The sequence below is a fragment of the Allobosea sp. 2KB_26 genome (genome assembly GCF_052115715.1).
GTDB lineage: Bacteria > Pseudomonadota > Alphaproteobacteria > Rhizobiales > Beijerinckiaceae > Allobosea.
In genome coordinates, this window is record NZ_JBFRHE010000001.1 from 1,492,111 (window position 1) to 1,511,406 (window position 19,296).

The 19,296-nt window shown below is 64.2% G+C and carries 19 protein-coding genes; 8 read left to right on the forward strand and 11 right to left on the reverse strand.

Annotated features, from left to right (window positions below):
- Positions 1-60 precede the first annotated feature (60 nt).
- Entirely contained in the window at positions 61-1,185 is a 1,125-nt protein-coding gene (gene proB / locus AB4099_RS07230) for a glutamate 5-kinase (protein ID WP_441477525.1), read from the reverse strand.
- Between the two features lie 353 nt (positions 1,186-1,538).
- Here proB and rpsU point away from each other — a divergent pair, with 353 nt between their 5' ends.
- The 6 genes from rpsU to AB4099_RS07260 all read left to right on the forward strand — a co-directional run bounded on the left by rpsU (position 1,539) and on the right by AB4099_RS07260 (position 6,748).
- The gene (gene rpsU, locus AB4099_RS07235; RefSeq protein ID WP_043234034.1) at positions 1,539-1,802 is read left to right on the forward strand and encodes a 30S ribosomal protein S21; all 264 of its coding nucleotides are present in this window, start codon (positions 1,539-1,541) and stop codon (positions 1,800-1,802) included.
- An 83-nt stretch (positions 1,803-1,885) separates the two neighbouring features.
- Entirely contained in the window at positions 1,886-2,263 is a 378-nt protein-coding gene (locus tag AB4099_RS07240; protein WP_441477526.1) for a DUF6481 family protein, read from the forward strand.
- A gap of 479 nt (positions 2,264-2,742) precedes the next feature.
- Complete coding sequence (locus AB4099_RS07245) at positions 2,743-3,858, forward strand: TRAP transporter substrate-binding protein (RefSeq protein ID WP_441477527.1); 1,116 nt, start codon at positions 2,743-2,745, stop codon at positions 3,856-3,858.
- Positions 3,859-3,948: 90 nt separating this feature from the next.
- A complete protein-coding gene (locus AB4099_RS07250) occupies positions 3,949-4,524 on the forward strand; it encodes a TRAP transporter small permease subunit (protein ID WP_113516097.1) in 576 nt (191 codons plus the stop codon).
- Complete coding sequence (locus AB4099_RS07255) at positions 4,524-5,852, forward strand: TRAP transporter large permease (RefSeq protein ID WP_441477528.1); 1,329 nt, start codon at positions 4,524-4,526, stop codon at positions 5,850-5,852. The genes AB4099_RS07250 and AB4099_RS07255 overlap by 1 nt, the downstream gene beginning before the upstream one ends.
- A 146-nt stretch (positions 5,853-5,998) precedes the next feature.
- Entirely contained in the window at positions 5,999-6,748 is a 750-nt protein-coding gene (locus AB4099_RS07260) for a GntR family transcriptional regulator (RefSeq protein ID WP_441477529.1), read from the forward strand.
- 9 nt (positions 6,749-6,757) lie between these two features.
- Here the strand turns inward: AB4099_RS07260 and AB4099_RS07265 are convergent, their stop codons facing one another.
- The 3 genes from AB4099_RS07265 to AB4099_RS07275 all read right to left on the reverse strand — a co-directional run bounded on the left by AB4099_RS07265 (position 6,758) and on the right by AB4099_RS07275 (position 9,813).
- Complete coding sequence (locus AB4099_RS07265; protein ID WP_113516094.1) at positions 6,758-7,537, reverse strand: enoyl-CoA hydratase/isomerase family protein; 780 nt, start codon at positions 7,535-7,537, stop codon at positions 6,758-6,760.
- A 15-nt stretch (positions 7,538-7,552) separates the two neighbouring features.
- A complete protein-coding gene (locus tag AB4099_RS07270; RefSeq protein ID WP_113516093.1) occupies positions 7,553-8,746 on the reverse strand; it encodes a CaiB/BaiF CoA transferase family protein in 1,194 nt (397 codons plus the stop codon).
- A gap of 467 nt (positions 8,747-9,213) precedes the next feature.
- Positions 9,214-9,813 carry a TetR/AcrR family transcriptional regulator gene (locus AB4099_RS07275; protein ID WP_441477530.1) on the reverse strand — a complete coding sequence of 200 codons (600 nt, stop codon included), beginning with the start codon at positions 9,811-9,813 and terminating at the stop codon, positions 9,214-9,216.
- Between the two features lie 206 nt (positions 9,814-10,019).
- Here AB4099_RS07275 and AB4099_RS07280 point away from each other — a divergent pair, with 206 nt between their 5' ends.
- Positions 10,020-11,030, forward strand: coding sequence for an LLM class flavin-dependent oxidoreductase (locus AB4099_RS07280; protein ID WP_113516090.1), 1,011 nt, complete (start codon positions 10,020-10,022; stop codon positions 11,028-11,030).
- A gap of 3 nt (positions 11,031-11,033) precedes the next feature.
- Here the strand turns inward: AB4099_RS07280 and AB4099_RS07285 are convergent, their stop codons facing one another.
- From AB4099_RS07285 to AB4099_RS07300, 4 genes are read right to left on the reverse strand one after another with little or no spacing between them, the layout of a single operon-like run.
- On the reverse strand, positions 11,034-11,897 hold the full coding sequence (locus AB4099_RS07285; RefSeq protein ID WP_113516089.1) for a metal ABC transporter permease: 864 nt from the start codon (positions 11,895-11,897) through the stop codon (positions 11,034-11,036).
- Positions 11,894-12,754: a metal ABC transporter permease gene (locus AB4099_RS07290; protein ID WP_113516088.1), complete on the reverse strand. Its 861-nt coding sequence runs from the start codon at positions 12,752-12,754 to the stop codon at positions 11,894-11,896. The genes AB4099_RS07285 and AB4099_RS07290 overlap by 4 nt, the downstream gene beginning before the upstream one ends.
- The gene (locus AB4099_RS07295) at positions 12,751-13,659 is read right to left on the reverse strand and encodes a manganese/iron ABC transporter ATP-binding protein (protein ID WP_441477531.1); all 909 of its coding nucleotides are present in this window, start codon (positions 13,657-13,659) and stop codon (positions 12,751-12,753) included. Before AB4099_RS07295 ends, AB4099_RS07290 begins: the two co-directional genes overlap by 4 nt.
- The gene (locus tag AB4099_RS07300) at positions 13,656-14,576 is read right to left on the reverse strand and encodes a metal ABC transporter substrate-binding protein (RefSeq protein WP_441477532.1); all 921 of its coding nucleotides are present in this window, start codon (positions 14,574-14,576) and stop codon (positions 13,656-13,658) included. Before AB4099_RS07300 ends, AB4099_RS07295 begins: the two co-directional genes overlap by 4 nt.
- A 128-nt stretch (positions 14,577-14,704) precedes the next feature.
- Between AB4099_RS07300 and AB4099_RS07305 the strand changes: the two genes are divergently transcribed.
- Positions 14,705-15,166, forward strand: coding sequence for a Fur family transcriptional regulator (locus tag AB4099_RS07305; protein WP_441477533.1), 462 nt, complete (start codon positions 14,705-14,707; stop codon positions 15,164-15,166).
- Between the two features lie 176 nt (positions 15,167-15,342).
- On the opposite strand, the gene acs is transcribed toward AB4099_RS07305, so the two are convergent.
- From acs to AB4099_RS07320, 3 genes are all read right to left on the reverse strand, one after another.
- Positions 15,343-17,289, reverse strand: a complete 1,947-nt coding sequence (gene acs / locus AB4099_RS07310) for an acetate--CoA ligase (RefSeq protein ID WP_113516085.1) — start codon at positions 17,287-17,289, stop codon at positions 15,343-15,345.
- 233 nt (positions 17,290-17,522) lie between these two features.
- A complete protein-coding gene (locus AB4099_RS07315) occupies positions 17,523-18,686 on the reverse strand; it encodes a DUF418 domain-containing protein (protein ID WP_441477534.1) in 1,164 nt (387 codons plus the stop codon).
- On the reverse strand, positions 18,683-19,210 hold the full coding sequence (locus AB4099_RS07320; protein WP_441477535.1) for a TetR/AcrR family transcriptional regulator: 528 nt from the start codon (positions 19,208-19,210) through the stop codon (positions 18,683-18,685). The genes AB4099_RS07315 and AB4099_RS07320 overlap by 4 nt, the downstream gene beginning before the upstream one ends.
- Positions 19,211-19,296: the final 86 nt, after the last annotated feature.

A 19,296-nucleotide genomic window follows, 5' to 3' on the forward strand; every position in this document is an offset into this window, starting at 1 on the left:
CACGCGCAGCGCGCCTTCGCCAGTCATCGTCAACTCACCCGTTTCCCCAGCCCGGCGACCTTAGCCGACACCGAGCGCCATGTCGTCACGGTGGATCATCTCGGCGCGCCCGGGATAGCCGAGGATCGCCTCGATATCTCGCGAGGCCTTGCCAAGCACGAGCCCCGCCTCCCCCGCATCATAGGCCACCAGCCCGCGGCCGAGCACGCGCCCATCCGGATCACGAATGAGCACGGCATCGCCACGCGCGAACTCGCCCTCGATCCGGCTGACGCCGACGGGCAGAAGGCTCGCGCCGCCGCGCAAGGCCCGAGCGGCCCCTGCATCGACATGCAGGGTGCCGCGCGGCTCGAGCGAGCCGGCGATCCAGGTCTTGCGCGCCGTCGCAGGCGTTGAAGCCGAAAGAAACCAGGTGCAGCGCCCGCCAGCCACGATCGCACTGAGCGGATTCTTCGTCCGCCCATCGGCGATCAGCATATGGGTGCCGCCCGCCGCCGCGATCATGCCCGCCTCGATCTTGGTGCGCATGCCGCCGCGGGAGAGCTCGGACGCTGCTCCGCCCGCCATGGCCTCGATCTCGGGCGTGATCCGCTCGACCAGCGGGATATGGCGCGCAGCCGGGTCCCGCCCCGGCGGCGCCGTGTAGAGCCCATCGATATCGGAGAACAGCACGAGCAGGTCGGCGCCCGCCATGGTCGCGACACGTGCGGCGAGGCGATCATTGTCGCCATAGCGGATTTCGGTCGTCGCGACCGTATCATTCTCGTTGATCACCGGAATCGCGCGCAGATCGAGCAGGCGGCCAAGCGTGGCGCGCGCATTGAGATAGCGGCGGCGCTCCTCGGTATCCGCCAGCGTCAGCAGGATCTGGCCGGCCGTCAGCCCATGATGTCCCAGCGCCTCGGACCATGTCCGCGCCAGCGCGATCTGCCCGACGGCTGCGGCAGCCTGGCTTTCTTCGAGGCGCAGCGGGCCGCTCGGAAGTCTGAGCACGGTCCGGCCGAGCGCAATCGCCCCCGACGACACGACAAGCACATCGGCGCCGCGTAAGTGCAGTTCGGCGAGATCCTCGGCGAGCGCGGCGAGCCAGGCCTGGCGCAGCCGGCCACGCTCACGGTCGACCAGCAGGGCCGAACCGACCTTGACCACGATGCGGCGGAACTGACTCAGCGACGGCGTGTTCACGGAGAAGACCAGGATCGAGTAACGGAAGCGAGGATTGCCTGTTGGCGAAAACCCGACACTTGTAAAGCGCAGCGCTGCCCGTTCGGCTATGCATGCCCATGCAAAAGCATGCCTGAACCCCGGCAATTGCATTGACATTCACTGTTCGAGAGGCCATATGGCGGCCGTCGATATTCGGCCGAACGCCGCGGTCCTGCGCATGTCAATGTGCCCGCCGACGACCTTCCCCGCTCAGATCGAACAACCGGCGCGCGGCCTTCTGGTGCGCTTCAACATGACGCTGCGAAGATTTCGCTGGATCTCGGGCCCGGGTTCAGCGCGATGTTTTCGCATTTCGAATGAAGGAAACCAGGATGCAGGTTCTCGTCCGCGACAATAACGTCGACCAGGCGCTGCGAGTGCTTAAGAAGAAACTGCAGCGCGAAGGCGTTTTTCGTGAGATGAAGCGCCGCTCAGCTTATGAGAAGCCATCCGAGCAGCGCGCCCGCGAAAAGGCCGACGCCGTTCGCCGCGCCCGCAAGGCTGCTCGCAAGCTGGCTCAGCGCGAAGGCCTCATCGCCGCGCCGAAGCCCAAGGCGAAGCCGACCCGCGCCGCAGGCGCAGCGCCTGCGCGCTGATTACAATACACATCCGGCCCGTTCTGGATTATTGCCCCCGCGGGCTCGCGAATTAGAGCCCGTTCAACCCAAGAAGGTAGACCTTGAAGAACCCGAACGACCGCAGCTTCACTGATCGTCAGTCCAACTCCGCCAATGCCAAGAAGGCGCTGCTAGAGCGTTTCCAGGCACGGCCGAAGGCCGATGACCCGATCATGCAGCAGCGCCGCGCGGAGCGCCAGGCCATTGCCGATGCACGCGCTGTCCGCGACGCCGAAAAGGCCGCTGCCCGCGTCGAGGCCGAGCGCCTCGCGGCGATCGAACGCGCCGCCCAGGAGGAAGCCGAGCGTCAGGCCGAACTGGTGCGTGAGGCTGCCCGCAAGGCCGAACAGGCCAAGCGCGACGCCGAGCGTCCCCGCAAGGTTCTGCTCGAGGCTGTACAATACATGCAGATGCGCGCCGCCGGCAAAGGCCGTCGCTGAGCAAAGCCTCCCGAGGTCGCAGGACCTCGAGCTTTCGATGACGACCCAGGAATGAGCCGCGCATAACGCGCGCCTCATTCTTTCTGTTTTGGCAATGCTCCTCCTTCACCGCGACGAGCAATCGCACTTTATCTCAGCAGCACAAGAGCCGCCCTTCCGGGCGCGCCATGGCTCGTTCCCGGCCCTCCCCCCCGCAGGAATGCTCCGGAAATCGGCCGTTTATCGCCGGTTTGCGGCGCGGGTCGGCCGCCCCTTCCCCCCGCTCCGCTCACGCAGCGGCACTCCCTTGCCCCTGAAGCGGCATAGCCGGCTCCCGTCTTGCCCAGTTGCAAAGGCCATCGCGATCAGCGATCTAAGACCTTAGTATTACGCCTATCGCTTGCCACGGCAACTGAATACAGCAACTCTGGGATATCGCGGCCAGCAGGCAGCAATAACGACACGCCAGATACATGGCGGCGCCACCAGGGAGGGAATTCATGACTACGGAGACCGCTAAGCCTCGCTCGAATCGTCGCAGCTTCCTCAAGGTCGCAACACTTGCGGGCGCTGGTGCCATTGCCATGCCCCAGGTCAGCCGCGCGCAAACGGTGACCTGGAAGTTCCAATCCACCTGGCCGACCAAGGACATCTTCCATGAATTCGCCGGTGACTTCGCCAAGCGCGTCAATGACATGTCCGGAGGCCGGCTGAAGCTGGACGTACTCGCGGCGGGCGCAGTCGTCCCCGCTTTCCAGATGCAGGATGCGGTCGCGGCCGGCATTCTCGATGGCGGGCATGGCGTCTGCGCCTATTGGTACGGCAAGAACAAGGCGTTCTCGCTCTTCGGCACACCTCCGTCACTCGGCTGGGACGCAACCAGCTTCCTGGGATGGATGAACCATGGCGGTGGCTATGAGCTCTATAACGAGCTGGTCGGCCAGACCCTGAAGCTCAATCTCGTAGGCTTCCTCAGCGGGCCGATGCCCTGCCAGCCGCTTGGCTGGTTCAAGAAGGAACTCAAGACCCCCGATGACTTCAAGGGCCTGAAATACCGCACAGTCGGCCTAGCCGCCGATCTGATGAAGGAAATGGGGGCCGCAGTCACGATTCTGGCCGGCGGCGAGATCGTGCCGGCGCTCGAACGCGGCGTCATCGACGGAGCCGAGTTCAACAATCCCTCCTCCGACTCGATCCTTGGTTTCCAGGACGTCGCCAAGGTCTACATGCTGCAAAGTTACCATCAGGCAGCCGAGAGCTTCGAGCTCATCTTCAACAAGACGAAGTTCGATGCGCTCGCCTCCGAGCAGAAGGCGATCATCAAATATGCGGCGGAGGCAGCCTCCTCCGACATGATCTGGAAGGCGCTCGACCGCTATTCCAAGGATCTCGACATGCTGCGCTCGAAGGGCGTCAATGTCGTTCCGACTCCCGAGGTGATCCTCAAGGCCCAGCTCGTCGCCTGGGACAAGGTGCTCGACAAGCTCTCTGCCGAAAACGCCTTCTTCAAGAAGGTGGTCGAGTCGCAGAAGGCCTGGGTCAAGCGCACCGTTGCCTATGAACGCGTCAACACACCGTCGCGCGAACTGGCCTTCACCCATTTCTTCAAGGCCTGAGCCTCTGCCCGCATCCAAGCGCCCGCCGGCCGTGTTCGGCCTGGCGGGCGTTTGCGCCGACAAGCTGCGTAACGCGCCGTGGAGAATCTGATGGGCGTCATCCTCGCGATCGACAAGTTCAATACCGCCATCGGGAAACTCGCCGGCTGGACGATCCTGATCCTGACCCTGGCGATCAGCTACGAAGTCTTCTCGCGCTACGTGTTGCGCGCGCCGACCGAATGGGCCTTCGACGTCAGCTATATCCTCTATGGCACGCTGTTCATGCTGGCCGGGCCCTACGCGCTCGCGCGAAACGCCCATGTGCGTGGCGATTTCCTCTATCGCCAATGGGCCCCGCGAACGCAGGCCGGGCTCGATCTGGCGCTCTATTTTCTGTTCTTCTTCCCCGGCATCATCGCGCTGGCCTGGGCCGGATACAAGTTCGCCGCCTTCTCCTGGATGATCGGGGAGCACTCCTCGAACTCGCCCAACGGGCCGCCGCTCTATCATTTCAAGTCGCTGATTCCGATCGTCGGGGTCCTGATGTTCCTCCAGGGGCTCGCCGAGGTCGCGCGCTGCGTCATCTGCCTGCGCACAGGCGAATGGCCCCCCCGCCTGCATGATGTCGAGGAGACCGAGAAGCTCATCCTCGAGGAAGCCGCAACCCGCGAGGGATCGATTTGATGTTCGGACTGGGCAATCCCGAACTGGGCGTGGTCATGCTCGTCCTGTTCATCGTCTTCATCATGCTCGGCTTTCCCATCGCCTTCACGCTGATGGCTCTGGGCGTCGGCTTCGGCTACTGGGCAATGGGCGACAATGTCTTCGCGCTGGTCGTGCAGCGAGCCTATTCGGTCATGGCCAGCGACGTGCTGGTCTCGATCCCGCTCTTCATATTCATGGGCTACATCATCGAGCGGGCGAACATCCTCGACAGGCTGTTCCACTCGATCCAGATCGCGCTCGGCAACGTGCCTGGCTCACTCGCTATCGCGACGCTCGCGACCTGCGCGATCTTCGCGACCGCGACCGGTATCGTCGGGGCGGTGGTCACGCTGATGGGGCTGCTCGCCTTCCCGGCCATGCTTCGGGCCGGCTACGATGTGAAGCTCTCGGCCGGCGTCGTCTGTGCCGGCGGCTGTCTCGGCATCCTGATTCCGCCGAGCGTCATGCTGATCCTCTATGGCGCGACAGCGGGCGTCTCGGTCCCGAAGCTCTATGCGGGCGCGCTCTTCCCCGGGCTGCTGCTCGCCGGCCTCTATATGGTCTATGTCATCATCCGCTGCACCCTCAACCCGGCGCTGGCGCCAAGGCTGCCGAAGGAACAGACGGACGTGCCCTGGAGCAAGGTCATCTGGGCGCTGATGACCAGCTTTTTTCCGCTCACCATCCTGATCATGTCCGTGCTCGGCGCGATCTTCTTCGGGCTCGCGACGCCGACCGAGGCCGCCGCCATCGGTTCGCTCGGCAGCCTGATCCTGGCCGCGGCCTATCGCTCGCTCTCCTTCGGCAAGGTCAGGGAATCGGTCATCCTGACGGCGCGCACCTCGGCGATGGTCTGCTGGCTCTTCGTCGGCTCCTATATCTTCTCGTCGATCTTCGCGATTCTCGGCGGGCACGAACCGATCAAGGATCTGGTCACGGCATTGAACCTGTCGCCGACGATGTTCCTGATCGTCGCGCAGTTGATCATCTTCGTGCTCGGCTGGCCGCTGGAATGGACCGAGATCATCGTGATCTTCGTGCCGATCTTCCTGCCGCTGCTGCAGTTCTTCAATATCGACCCGCTGTTCTTCGGCATCCTGATCGCGCTGAATATCCAGACCTCGTTCCTCTCCCCGCCAGTGGCGATGGCCCCCTTCTATCTGAAGGGCATCGCGCCGCCGCACGTGACCATCAATCAGATCTTCTCCGGCGTGATGCCCTATCTGCTGATCGTGCTGTTCGCGATGGTGCTGGTCTATGTCTTCCCGGGAATCGCGCTCTGGTTGCCGAAATATCTCTACGGCTGACACGACCGAGAACCCTGCGGGCAGGACAGCAACCTACCCGCGCTTGCGGCCCCGCTTGTTCGGGGCCGCTGCCTTGCCTACAGATCAGGGGCCCTGCGAGACGTGCTGGGACGGAGGGCGAGGTTCCGCCCGTGACCCGAGGCCTCATGACCACGACGCCCACGCTGGTTCCGGAAACCGCCAGCCCTCAGCCTGGTCGCAAGGGGCGACTGCATGGCGCCACGGTCGCAACGCTGCGCCGGATGATCATCACCGGCGAATTGCCGGCCGGGCAGAAGCTGCGGGAGCAGGAGATCTGCGAACAGCTCGGCGTCTCGCGTACGCCGTTGCGGGAGGCGCTGCGCACCCTGGCCGCGCAGGGATTGGTGAGGTTGACGCAAAATCGCGGCGCCGAAGTCGCCTCGCTGACCCTGGACGATATCCTGGGGCTCTACGAGGTCGTCAGCACCCTGGAAGCCCTGGCTGCGCGGCTCGCCTGCAAGACCATCTCGGACGAGGCCGTCGCCGAGATCGGCATGCTGCATTACCGGATGATGCGGCATCAGGCGCGCGCCGAGCAGCTGGAGTATTTCGCGCTCAACCAGCAGATACATCGGGCGCTTGTCGAGGCGTCCCGCAACGCAGCCCTGCTCGAAGCCTGGGAAGGATTGTCCGCCCGCATCGAGCGCGCGAAATACCTTCCGAACCTGCAGCCCACGCGCTGGAAAGCGGCGATGCAGGAGCATGATGCGATGCTCGCCGCCCTCGTCTCCCGCGATGGCGAGGGCCTGGCCCGGCTCATCGAGGTCCATTTTGCCAATAGCCTCGCCGCCATCCTCGCTGCCGCGAGCCCGGCGGCGGAGGAAGCGCCGGAAACGCCAACGCGGGAGGGCGATGATGGGCGCGAGGCGCCCTGACAGGCTGCCCTATCGCCCTTGCCAGCTGGGCGCGCGCTTGGCCAGGAAGGCTTCCATGCCCTCGCGGAAATCGGCGCTCATATAGCACATCAGGACGAGATCCTCGTCATCGGCATGGCCGCGTGCAGCGGCGATCCGGCGCAGGCCTTCCTTGGTGGCCCGCATCGTCAGCGGCGCGTGGCCCGCGATGGTCTGCGCCAGCTCTGCGACCCGCGTGAGCAGAGCCGCATGATCGGCCACCAGTTCACCATAGAGGCCGGCGCGGTGGCCTTCCTCCGCCTCGATCAACCGAGCCGTGAAGACCATGTCCTTGACCCGCGCGGGCCCAAGCAGCGAGGCAAGCCGGGCGAGGTTGTTCATCGACAGGCAGTTGCCGAGCGTGCGCGCGATCGGGAAGCCGAAGCGGGCCGACTGTGTCGCGACTCGGAGATCGCAGGCACAGGCGATGGCGGCTCCGCCGCCGGTCACGGCGCCCGAGATCGCCGCGATTGTCGGAATCGGGCAGCTCTCGATCGTGGTGATGATCTCCTCGATCCGCGTCTCGTAGTTGAGGGCATCCTCTGGCTTGGCGAAGGCACGAAACTGCGAGATGTCCGTGCCTGCAGCAAAGGCTTTGTCCCCGGCCCCGGTCAGGACCAGCACCTTGGGTGAACCATGGCCCTCGATGTCGCCGCAGATCGCGGCGATGCGGTCATACATCCCGAAGGTCAGCGCGTTGCGGGCCTGCGGACGGTTGAGGGTGATGGTGCCGACCCCGTCCTTCAGATCGTAGAGAATCTCGTCGTTCATCAGCCCACTGCTCCTTCAGATCGCCCCGGCTTCGCGCAACCGCGCGACAGCGCCCGAACCGTAGCCGAGTTCGGCCAGGATCTCGGCATTGTGCTCCCCTGCCTCCGGCGTCGGCGACACGACGCCGGCGGGTGTCCGCGACAAGCCGACCGGCTCGCCCACCACCCTGAAATCCCCAAGGATCGGATGGCTGACCGGCTGTGCGATGCCGAGATGCTGCACCTGCGGGTCCTCGAACATCTCGTCGACGGCATAGATCGGTCCGGCCGGAACGGCATGCTCCTCGAAGGCGGCAAGCCAATGCGCCGAGTCCCTCTGGGTCAGGATGCTCTCGATGATGACCCGCAGTTCAGGGCGCTTGTCGTAGCGCTTCTCCATGCTGTCATAGACCGGGTTGTCGCCGAGTTGGGGATGACCGATCGCCTTGCAGAAGGAGCGCCAATGGCCCTCGGCGCCGACCCCGATATTGATATGGCCGTTCCTCGTCGCGTAGACGCCCATCGGCGTCGAATAGGGGTGATCGTTCCCGGCCTGCGGCGGCACCGTCCCTTCGACCAGGAAGCGCGCAGCCTGGAAATCCATCATCGCGATCTGGGCTTCGAGCAGGGAGGTCTGGACCCACTGACCGAGCCCCGACGTCTCGCGCTCGGCGATCGCAACCAGCGCGCCAAGCGCGCCATAGAGGCCCGCAGCCGAATCTGCGACGGCAATTCCGGCCCGTACCGGCCCCTGCCCCGGCAAGCCGGTAACAGACATCATTCCGCCCATCCCCTGGGCGATCTGGTCGAAGCCGGCGCGGGTCCGGTAGGGACCGCTCTGGCCGAATCCGGAGACCGAAACCAGGATCAGGCGCGGATTGAGCCTGTGCAGCGTGTCGAAATCGAGCCCGAGCCTGTCCTTCACGTCGGGGCGGAAATTCTCGATCAGCAGATCGGCACTCTCGATCAGCTTGAGCAGGATCGCTTTGCCCTCGGCAGTCTTCAGGTTCAGCGTCAGCGAGCGCTTGTTGCGGTGCAGGTTCTGCATGTCATAGCCATGCCGCGCACCGCTCATGTTCTCGTTCGGATCGAGCCCCGGCGGGCTTTCGACCTTGATCACATCGGCACCGAAATCCGCAAAGACGCGAGCGCAGGTCGGCCCGGCCCGCACACGGGAGAGATCGAGAACACGCAGTTTCGCAAGGGCGGTGGAAGGCGTCGGGCGGGGCATGGCTCGGCAGGCGTTGGCGACAAGGACGCCGACTATGGGTGCGCCTCGGCAGGGCGTCAACGCCTCTCATATTTTGCATGCAAGGCCATGCCGATGCAGGCGACCTCAACCAATGCATTCGGAATAGACCTAAATATCCGAAAAATATGTATGCAAGCTATCGCCGAAGCTTAAGCCGCGGGATCACGTCCGCTTCGCCGCGCCTGTTCTCGTCGGGCTTTCCAATGCAACAGGATCGCTGGCCGGAAAGGTCGCCCGAAGAGCATCGTTCAGATCGGAGTCCTTGCCCTTCCCGCGTTCCGCCTTCCGTTGCTCCGCCCGCTCCTGGCGCAGGCTCTGGGCGGCCGGACTGGGCTTCTTGACTGCGCTCGCCATGACATCCCCCGCTTCGGATCCCGATTGTCGCGATGCGCGCCGGGACACGAGATGAAACGCTCCTCCCGCTGCGGCGTTCCATAGGCCGGCCGCTAGGCCCGCCTTTGCCCATAGGCATGGTGCACGATGCGGCTGAATGAGCGATAGAGCTGTTCGAGCCGATCGAAATTCCCGCCATCCTGCGTGATCGGCCCGGCGCTATTGGCGATGGCGACCAGTTGCAGCGCGATATCACCGCGCGGGATGTCGTTCGAAAACTCACCCCGTGCCACGGCCTGATCTATTCCGGCAACCACGAGGTTCTCGAGCGTCGCGCCGAATTGCGCCAGCGCCTCACGCGCCTTCGGGCCGATCACATCCTGCTCCAGCCGCATCCGGCCAATCAGGCTCCAGGGATTGGCGGTCGTGGCCGTTGGATTGTAGCGGAGATAGCGCTGACGATTCGACTCCATCATGCCATGGATCTTGTCTTCAAAGCTCTTGTCGCTGCGCCAGTTCGCCTCCCAGTTCGCCAGCGTCTGCTCGACATAGTCGACGATCACCTCTTCGGCGAGGTTGAGCTTGTTGCCGTAGTAGTAGTGGATGTTCGCGCGCGTCGTGTTGAGGACGTCTGCGACATCCCGGAAGCGGAAGCCCTGGTAGCCGTTGCGGATCAGGAGCTCTGCCGAGATTTGCTTGATCTCCTGCTTCATATCTCACTCCGCCGCATCAATTGCGCCCTTCTGGAGCCGTTTCGTGCCGCCGTCCAGTGTGCCGCGTCGCGGATGGATCATCTCGCCAGAACGCTTCTGCATTGGCGCCATGCCAGATCGCGAAAGGGCTGGACGCAAGCCGGTAGCGCTCCCATCTGCCACGGGCGCGGCATGATGAGCCGGGCGTCGATACGCAGGAGCGCTGCATGGTTGATTTCTCGGTCCTCGACCTCTCCCCGGTGATCGAGGGGCAAGAGCCCGGCGACGCTCTGCGCAATTCTCTCGACCTTGCCCGCCACGCCGAGGCGCTCGGCTATCGCCGCTACTGGGTCGCCGAGCATCACAACATGGTCGGCATCGCCAGCGCCGCGACGGCGGTGGTGATCGGCTATCTCGCCGCTGGAACCAAGACCATCCGCCTCGGCGCCGGCGGCATCATGCTGCCCAACCACGCGCCTCTCGTCATTGCCGAGCAGTTCGGAACGCTGGAATCGCTCTATCCAGGCCGGATCGATCTCGGCCTCGGCCGCGCTCCGGGCACCGACCAGCGCACGGTCCGGGCCCTGCGACGCGACCCGATGGCCTCGGACAGCTTTCCGCAGGATGTGCTCGAGGTGCAGGCTTTCCTCGCACCGGTACAGCCCGGGCAAGTGGTGCAGGCCGTGCCAGGGGGAGGCACGGAGGTGCCGCTCTGGATCCTGGGTTCCAGCCTGTTCGGCGCGCAGCTCGCTGCAGAACTCGGCCTGCCCTACGCCTTTGCCTCGCATTTCGCCCCAGACGCGCTGATACAGGCGCTTGCGATCTACCGCGAGCGCTTCAAGCCCTCGGAGCAATTGGATCGGCCCTACGCGATGCCGGGCATCAACGTCATTGCCGCCGATACGGATGAAGAGGCTCGCTATCTCTTCACCTCGGTCCAGCAGCGCTTCATCGACATGATCCGCGGCACCCGCGGCAAGCTGCAGCCACCGATCGACGATATCGAAAGCTACTGGTCCCCGGCCGAGAAGGCACATGTCTCGCAGATGCTGCGCTACGCCTTCGTCGGCTCGCCGGAAAGCCTGAAGCGTCAGCTCGATGGGTTCCTGGATGCGACGGGGGCCGACGAGGTGATGGTCACGGCGCCGATCCACGATCACGGCGCTCGCAAGCGCTCCTACGAGATCCTGGCCGGCATCGTTCCGACCTTGGCCAGAAACCAGACCAAGGCCGCGTGAGCATCATTGCACCCGTGAGATGCTGACGCTGAGACTGGCGCGTCGCGAGGCGCGCCAGAGATTGAGGGCGAGCGCCGCGAGGAAGAAGCCGGCCTGGACCACGACGATGCATGGACCGGTCGCGGCATCGAGATGAAAGCTCAGGAGCGTGCCGAGCACGCTCGATACGGTTGCAACGCCAGTGGCTACCAGCAGCATCCGGTCGAACTGGCGCGTCATGAGGTAGCCAATGGCGCCCGGCGCGATCAGCATCGCAACCACCAGGATGATGCCGACCGCCTTGAGTGCCGCGACGATCGTCAGCGCCAACAGAATCAGCAAACCGAAATGCAGCGCTGCGACCGGCAGGCCAATGGCGCGCGCATGAGCCGGATCGAAAGAGACGAGCAGAAAATCGCGCCGCTTCGCCAGCATGATCGCGATGGTCGGCACCGCGATCAGCGCCGTCTCCGCGATATCGGCCCAGCGGACACCCAGCATGTTGCCGAACAGGATGTGCATCAGGTGCTGGTCGCTATCGACCTTGACGAAGAGCACCAGCCCCAGCGCAAACATGCCGGAGAAGACGATGCCCATCACCGTGTCCTCCTTCACCCGGCTGTTCTGCTTGAGGTAGCCGATACCGACGGAGCAGCCGAGCCCGGCAGCGAAGGCGCCGATCGCCAGCGGCAAGCTCAGGATATGGGCGAGCACGATGCCGGGCAGCACCGCATGCGAGACCGCGTCGCCCATCAGCGACCAGCCCTTGAGCACGAGGAAGCAGGAAAGCACCGCGCAGACGAGGCCGACCAGCACCGCGACGATCAGCCCCCGCTGCATGAACTCATGCGCGAACGGCGAAAGGAACCAGGTTTCGATCAGGCTCATGCGGCGTGCTCCGGAAGGGCCCGGGCCGCCCGGCGCGCTGCGAGCCGGCCGTGCTTCGGCGCGAAGATGAACGCGAGCAGAAACAGGACGGTCTGGAAGACGACGATCAGCCCACCGGTTGACCCGTCGAGAAAATAGCTGGCATAGGCGCCGATCGCGCTGGTCGCGACGCCCATCGCAACCGCAATGATGATCAAGCGACCGAAGCGGTCGGTCAGCAGGTAGGCGGTTGCGCCCGGCGTCACCACCATGGCGATCACGAGGCAGGCGCCGACCGTCTGCAGGGCTGCCACCGTGCAGGCGCTGAGCAGCACGAAGAAGAGGATTTTCAGCCGCGTCGGCGAGAGCCCGACGCTGCGTGCCTGGTTCTCGTCGAAGAAGACCAGCATCAGGTCCTTCCAGCGTGCGATCAGGATCACCAGGGAGACGAAGGCGATGATCGCGACCTGGACGACGTCCTCGTCGGAGATACCCAGGATGTTGCCGAGCACGATCGACTGGACATTCACCGAAGTCGGGTTGATCGAGACGATCAGCAGCCCCGCAGCAAAGAACGTGGTGAAGACGATGCCGATCACCGCATCCTCCCGCAATTGCGTGCGCACCCGGACCAGGGACATGGCGAGCGCCGCCAGCAGGCCGGAGAGGAAGGCACCGGCGGCATAGGGCAGCTTCAGCAGATAGGCGAGCGCGACGCCGGGCACGATCGCATGCGCCAATGCGTCGCCCATCAGCGACCAGCCCTTGAGCATCAGATAGCAGGACAGGAAGGCGCAGACGCCGCCAACCAGCGCTGAGACCCAGATGGCCTTGACCATGTACTGGTAGGCAAAGGGTTCGAGCATGAGGTCGATCACCGGACAACATCCCTGCTGGCGTCGACAACCACCTCGTGATCGCGCTCGCCATAGAGCACGAGCGGACGTTCGTCGTCGGTCAGGACGGTGACGCGCCGGTCGTCGGCATCGTCATGGAGTTGCGCGCCCCCTAGCCGGAAATGCCGGAGCACGCCCCCGAAGGCCCGTTGCAGATTGGCTTCCGTGAAGGTGGTCCCGGTCGGGCCGGCCGCAAGAACGGTCTTGTTGAAGATCACAACCTGGTCGCAGAAATCCGGGATCGAGCCGAGATTATGGGTCGAAACCAGCATCAGCCGCCCTTCGGATCGCAATTCCCGCATCAGGCCGACGATCGCATCCTCTGTCTTGACGTCGACACCGGTGAAGGGCTCGTCCAGCAGGATGACCTGCCCGCCCTGAGCCAACGCCCGCGCGAGAAAGACGCGCTTGCGCTGACCGCCGCTGAGTTCTCCGATCTGGCGGCGCCGGAAATCCACCATATTGACGCGCGCGAGCGCCTCCTCGACGGCCTCCTTGTCGGCGCGCCGGGCCATGCGCATCAGGCCCATATGGCCGTAACGTCCCATCATCACGACATCGTCGACGAGAACCGGAAAGCTCCAGTCGACCTCCTCGGACTGCGGCACATAGGCGACGAGCCCGCGCTTCAACGCCTGCCGCACCTCCAGTCCCGCGATCGCGACGCGGCCCTGAGCCGGCTTAAGAAATCCCATGAGCGTCTTGAATAGGGTCGACTTGCCCGAGCCATTGATGCCCACCAACGCGCAAATCGTGCCCGCACCGAGGGCAAAGGAGGCATCGTTCACCGCGGTCACGCCATTGCTGTAGCGCACCGTCACGCCCTCGACCGTGATCGAGGGTGCCAGACCAAGCGCGCCCGGTCGGCCAGTCACATGAATGTTCACTGCCCGAACCCCTTCGCGATCGTGTCGACGGTTGCCTCCAGCAGCTTCAGATAGGTCGGCACCGGCCCGTTCTCGGCAGAGAGCGAGTCGACATAGAGGACGCCGCCATAAGCCGCTCCGGTTTCGCGGGCGACCTGCTTGGCTGCCTTGTCGGAGATCGTGCTCTCGCTGAAAACAGCGGGAATCTTGTTCTTGCGAACGAGGTCGATCAGGCGCCGCACCTGCTGCGGCGTGCCCTGTTCATCGGCGTTGATCGGCCAGAGATAGGCTTCCCTCCAGCCAAAATCGCGCGTGAGATAGCTGAAGGCGCCTTCGCTGGAGACGAGCCAGCGCCTGCCTTCCGGCACCTTGTCGAGCCGGGCTCGCAACGGCGCGTCGATCGCCTTGATCTGCTCGGAATAGGACGTCGCGTTCCTGGAATAAGTCTCGGCATTCGCGGGGTCCGCAGCCGCGAGCGCCTTTCGAATGTTCTCGACATAGATCAGCGCGCTCGCCGTCGACATCCAGGCATGCGGATTGGGCTTGCCCTCATAGGGCCCCTCCTTGATGCCCATCGGCACGATGCCTTCGGTCACGACCGCGCTCTTCACATTCTTGACGTTCTCGAAGAAGCGCTCGAACCAGCGCTCGAGATTCAAGCCGTTCCAGAGCACGAGATCGGCCGATTGCGCCTTCACCACATCGAGCGGCGTCGGCTGATAATCATGAATCTCGGCACCGGGCTTGGTGATCGATTCCACGATCGCTGCGGTGCCCGCGACGTTCTGCGCGATGTCCTGGATCACCGTGAAGGTCGTGACGACGCGCAGCGGCTTGGTCTGTCCCCCCTGAGCCAACACCACCTGGCTCGTTGCGGCAGATCCGGCCGCGAAGGCAATGGCGGCGGCCAGAATCGTGAAGCGGCGACGCGAAGGCATGATCTCTCCTGCTACAGGCTCGATCCGTTTAGCTAATGCAAATCACTTGCATCTGTCAACGCAATTGCGAATGATTTGCGATAAGCCTCAATTTTTGCGAATGCGTCTCAACATGCTATCCCGATGGCATGAAGGGAATCGACAAACGGGTAGCCCTCTTCGAGGAGGAGCTCAGGCGGGCGGGACTGCGAATGACGCAGCAGCGCCGGCTGATTCTGCGCGTGCTGGCCGAGGCCGACGACCACCCCGACGCCAAGGGCATCTTCACGCGCGCCTTCGCGCACGACCCGACCCTGTCGCTGTCGACGGTCTATCGGACGATGAAGCTGCTGGAGACTCAAGGCGCGATCGAACGCCACGCCTTCGAGGACGGCGTCTCGCGCTATGAGCACGCAGACCAGCATCATCATGATCATTTGATCGATGTCGAGACCGGTCAGGTCGTCGAATTCTCGTCGCCGGAGATCGAGGCACTGCAGGCCAAGATCGCGGCCGAGCTCGGCTATGAGATCGTCCGCCACAGGCTCGAATTGTACGGGCGGAAGATGCCCGGCACCAGCAAGCGCAAGGACGTTGCGAAGGCTGACTGAGCCGCCATGGTCAGGCGTGTCCCGACCATTACCGTCTCCCCGCAAATGCATCCTCAGACGTCATGCGCGCCACAAGGCCGGGCACGATGTCCGAGCGATCAGATCATCTGACCTTCTTGCGTTTGCATCGGCGCGAAAGCCGCTATCCGCTCTTCGCACCGATGCTTTGGCCGACCTCAACCCGCCTTGCGCTTGTTCTGACGGTTGGAAATCAGGTCGTCGACCACGGCCGGATCGGCCAGCGTCGACGTATCGCCGAGCGCGCCGAACTCGTCCTCGGCGATCTTGCGCAGGATACGGCGCATGATCTTGCCGGACCGCGTCTTCGGCAGGCCGGGCGCGAACTGGATCAGATCCGGAGAGGCGATCGGACCGATCTCCTTGCGCACATGGGCGACCAGTTCCTTGCGCAGCGCCTCGCTCGACGCCTCTCCCTGCATCAGCGTGACATAGGCATAGATGCCCTGCCCCTTGATGTCGTGGGGATAGCCGACCACCGCGGCCTCCGAAACCTTCGGATGCGCGACCAGTGCCGATTCGACCTCCGCCGTGCCCATGCGGTGGCCGGACACGTTGATCACGTCGTCGACGCGGCCGGTGATCCAGTAATAGCCGTCTGCGTCGCGCCGGCAGCCGTCACCGGTAAAATACTTGTTCGGATAGGTGGCGAAATAGGTTTCCTCGAAGCGCTTGTGGTCGCCGTAGACGGTGCGCATCTGGCCGGGCCAGCTCTCGGCAATCACCAGATTGCCTTCGGTCGCCCCCTCCAGCACCTTGCCCTCGGCATCGACGATCTCCGGCTTGACGCCGAAGAAGGGCCGCGTGGCCGAACCGGGCTTGAGCTTGGTCGCACCGGGCAGCGGCGTGATCAGGATTCCGCCCGTCTCGGTCTGCCACCAGGTATCGACGATCGGGCAGCGATCATCCCCGACGACGCGGTGATACCACTCCCAGGCCTCCGGATTGATCGGCTCGCCGACCGAGCCGAGCAGGCGCAGCGACTTGCGCTTGGTCTTCTTCACCGGCTCCTCGCCGGCGCCCATCAGCGAGCGGATGGCAGTCGGCGCCGTGTAGAAGATGTTGACCTTGTGCTTATCGACGACCTCCCAGAAACGCGAGATCGTCGGATAGGTCGGGATGCCCTCGAACATCAGCGTCGTCGCGCCATTCGCCAGCGGGCCGTACACGATATAGCTGTGCCCGGTGACCCAGCCGACATCGGCCGTGCACCAGTAGATGTCGCCATCATGGTAATCGAAGACGTATTGATGCGTCATCGAGGCATAGACGAGATAGCCGGCGGTGGTGTGCAGGACGCCCTTGGGCTTACCCGTCGAGCCCGAGGTGTAGAGGATGAAAAGCGGGTCCTCCGCCTTCATTTCGACCGGCGGACAATGCCCGGAGACCTTCGCCGCCTCCTCGTGATACCAGACGTCACGCCCCTCCTGCATCGCGACATCGCCGCCGGTCCGCTTTACCACGATCACGGTCTTGACGGGGGCCTTCTCGGCCGCCGCATCGACATTGACCTTGAGCGGCACCTTGCGCCCGCCGCGCAGGCCTTCATCCGCCGTGATCACCACGTCCGAGGTCGCATCAGCGATGCGACCGGCCAGCGAATCCGGAGAGAAGCCGCCGAAGACGATCGAGTGCACCGCGCCGAGCCGCGCGCAGGCGAGCATGGCATAGGTCGCCTCCGGGATCATCGGCATGTAGATCGTGACGCGATCGCCCTTCTTGACGCCCTGCGCCTTCAGCACATTCGCGAACTTGCAGACCTCGGTATAGAGCTGGCCGTAGCTGATCTTCTTGGATTCCGACGGATCGTCGCCTTCCCAGATGATGGCCGTCTGCTTGGCGCGCGTCGCCAGATGCCGGTCGACGCAGTTGTAGGAGACGTTCGTGGTGCCGTCTTCATACCATTTGATCGAGACCTTGCCCGGCTTGTAGCTGACGTTCCGCACCTTGCTGAACGGCTTGAACCAGTCGATCCGCTTGCCGTGCTCGGCCCAGAACTTGTCGGGGTCCTTGATCGAGGCCGCGTACATCTTCTTGTATTTGGCGTCGTTCAGATACGCCTTTTTGGCCCAGGCGGCCGGCACGTCATAGATCTTGTCGGACATAGAAGACTTCTCCCCGGACTTGGACCGCATCAGCCCATCTTCGTCGCGGCTCATGGCATGAGTGCCGGATTCCTCGGCAAATAACGACCGCTTCTTTCGAATTGCGCGCATCATAAAGCGCGAAAGAGCGGCGGCAAGCCGCGCGCCCTCGCACTTTGGTTTCAAAGACTTTTGGCGAGGGTCGGAGAGGTCGGCAAGGCGCAATATTGCCCGTTATCGCGCACTATTGGCCGTCATTGCCGCAACCGACGCGGCCCTGCCATGCGCTCGACGAACCACTCGAACGGCCCCTTGCTGAAGGTCCGCGACCATAGCGACGCCAGCACCAGCAGCAACGCATAGATGACGGCTGCCGCAAGCATGCAGGCCGCCGGCCCGAGGCGCCCGTAAAGCCCAAGACCATAGCCGAGAAAGATCAGCACGCAGACGATCGACTCGGACATGTAAAGCGAAAGGGACAGGCGGCCATCCGCCTGAAAGATCCGGCCGATGCGGATGCCGAGCGGCCGGTTGAAGAAGCTCAGGCCGGCGCCGATCATCACCAGGCTCATCAGCGGCGGGAAGACGCCGCGCAGGATGAGCTCCGCTGCAGCAAAGGCCGGTTTCGCCGGGCCGGGAGGCGCCATCGCCACCGCAGCGTAAGCGACATTGCCGACGAGGGCGGGCAGCCAGAGAAAGCGCGCCAACGCCGCGCCCGGTACGGCGAGGCTGCTCAGCGAGGCGGTGCCGAGATGGCGGAAGGCGGCCATGCCGAGGAAGAACATGCCCGCGACATGCGGCAAGGTGATCAAGGGTGCCAGCCCGTAGAAGATCGCCCATTCCATCAGCCGATAGCGCGCGATCGCCAGGAAATCGCCGGAACGATGCACCGCAACGACGGCGGCATCCGCACCGGTGGCCGGATCGGGCTCGACGATGCCGACGATTGCAAGCAGGGCATGGGTCAAGATCGCCAGCAGCCACGTCAGGGCAGCCGCCTTGAGCAGACGTCCCAGCGACCAGCGCGCCGCGAGCGGCAGGATCAATCCAAGAAGCGCGTAGGCGAGAAGGATGTCTCCTGCGAAGAGCAGCAGCCCATGGGCGACGCCGAGCAATCCGAGTGCGAGCAGGCGACGCCGATAGCGCCCTTCGCCATTGGTTGCGATCTGCCGTGCCGCGCCATAGCCGAACAGAAACGAGAAGATCAGAACGAACTTCGCTTCGAACAGGGCCTGGATCAGGAACACTGCAAGACGATCCAGGGCGCCGGGAAAGGCGGAGCGCCACCAATCGCCGCCGAAACCGAACGGCATGGCGAAGAAGGGCAGGTTGACGACGAGGATGCCAAACAGGGCGATGCCCCTGATCGCATCGATGGCCGGGTCGCGCCCCGGTGTCGCGCCAGACGCAGGTGTCATTGTGCGGTCTCGGTCAGCGTCAGGAGCGCCTCGCGCGCAGCCGCCACATCGGCAGGGTCGAGCTTTGTGACGAACGCGCCGTCGACGGCAAGGCGGATGGCGATCGCCAGCCCGCGCGGCAGACCATCGGAACAGGCGGCTTCGAGCCAGCGACGGTCGGCACTGAGCAGGGGCACCAACGCCGGCGACTCCGGTGGCAATCCGGCCAGCAGGATCCCGAGCAGCCGATCGACATCGCCTCCGTCAGTGAAAGCAATGCGGATATAGGCGCGCAGCCAGCGGCCCGGCCCATCGGGTTCGGCATTGCTCGCGCGTTCCTCGGCGATCGCAAGATCGACAAGGCTGACGATGCCCTCGACCAGAGCGATGAGAAGGCGCTCCTTGTCGGGGAAATGGTAGAGAATACCGCCCTTGCTCACGCCGGTTTCGGCTGCGAGCCTGTCGAAAGTCAGGGCGTCGATGCCGCCCCCGACGACGATCGCGCCCGCTGCCTCGAGCAACGCCGCCTTCTTGCTGCTACGCAAATCGAACCTCCATAACTATACCGTCCGGACGGTATAGTTATGGCTTCACCTCTGCGACCGCAAGAGGGGCTCAGAGCGCGCTATAT

Excerpts from the sequence above, each read along its gene's own strand:
- rpsU (WP_043234034.1), top strand. The coding sequence starts at position 1,539 with ATGCAGGTTCTCGTCCGCGACAATAACGTCGACCAGGCGCTGCGAGTG.
- AB4099_RS07245 (WP_441477527.1), top strand. The coding sequence starts at position 2,743 with ATGACTACGGAGACCGCTAAGCCTCGCTCGAATCGTCGCAGCTTCCTC.
- AB4099_RS07250 (WP_113516097.1), top strand. The coding sequence starts at position 3,949 with ATGGGCGTCATCCTCGCGATCGACAAGTTCAATACCGCCATCGGGAAA.
- AB4099_RS07255 (WP_441477528.1), top strand. The coding sequence starts at position 4,524 with ATGTTCGGACTGGGCAATCCCGAACTGGGCGTGGTCATGCTCGTCCTG.
- AB4099_RS07260 (WP_441477529.1), top strand. The coding sequence starts at position 5,999 with ATGACCACGACGCCCACGCTGGTTCCGGAAACCGCCAGCCCTCAGCCT.
- AB4099_RS07265 (WP_113516094.1), bottom strand. The coding sequence starts at position 7,537 with ATGAACGACGAGATTCTCTACGATCTGAAGGACGGGGTCGGCACCATC.
- AB4099_RS07270 (WP_113516093.1), bottom strand. The coding sequence starts at position 8,746 with ATGCCCCGCCCGACGCCTTCCACCGCCCTTGCGAAACTGCGTGTTCTC.
- AB4099_RS07275 (WP_441477530.1), bottom strand. The coding sequence starts at position 9,813 with ATGAAGCAGGAGATCAAGCAAATCTCGGCAGAGCTCCTGATCCGCAAC.
- AB4099_RS07280 (WP_113516090.1), top strand. The coding sequence starts at position 10,020 with ATGGTTGATTTCTCGGTCCTCGACCTCTCCCCGGTGATCGAGGGGCAA.
- AB4099_RS07285 (WP_113516089.1), bottom strand. The coding sequence starts at position 11,897 with ATGAGCCTGATCGAAACCTGGTTCCTTTCGCCGTTCGCGCATGAGTTC.
- AB4099_RS07300 (WP_441477532.1), bottom strand. The coding sequence starts at position 14,576 with ATGCCTTCGCGTCGCCGCTTCACGATTCTGGCCGCCGCCATTGCCTTC.
- AB4099_RS07305 (WP_441477533.1), top strand. The coding sequence starts at position 14,705 with ATGAAGGGAATCGACAAACGGGTAGCCCTCTTCGAGGAGGAGCTCAGG.
- acs (WP_113516085.1), bottom strand. The coding sequence starts at position 17,289 with ATGTCCGACAAGATCTATGACGTGCCGGCCGCCTGGGCCAAAAAGGCG.
- AB4099_RS07315 (WP_441477534.1), bottom strand. The coding sequence starts at position 18,686 with ATGACACCTGCGTCTGGCGCGACACCGGGGCGCGACCCGGCCATCGAT.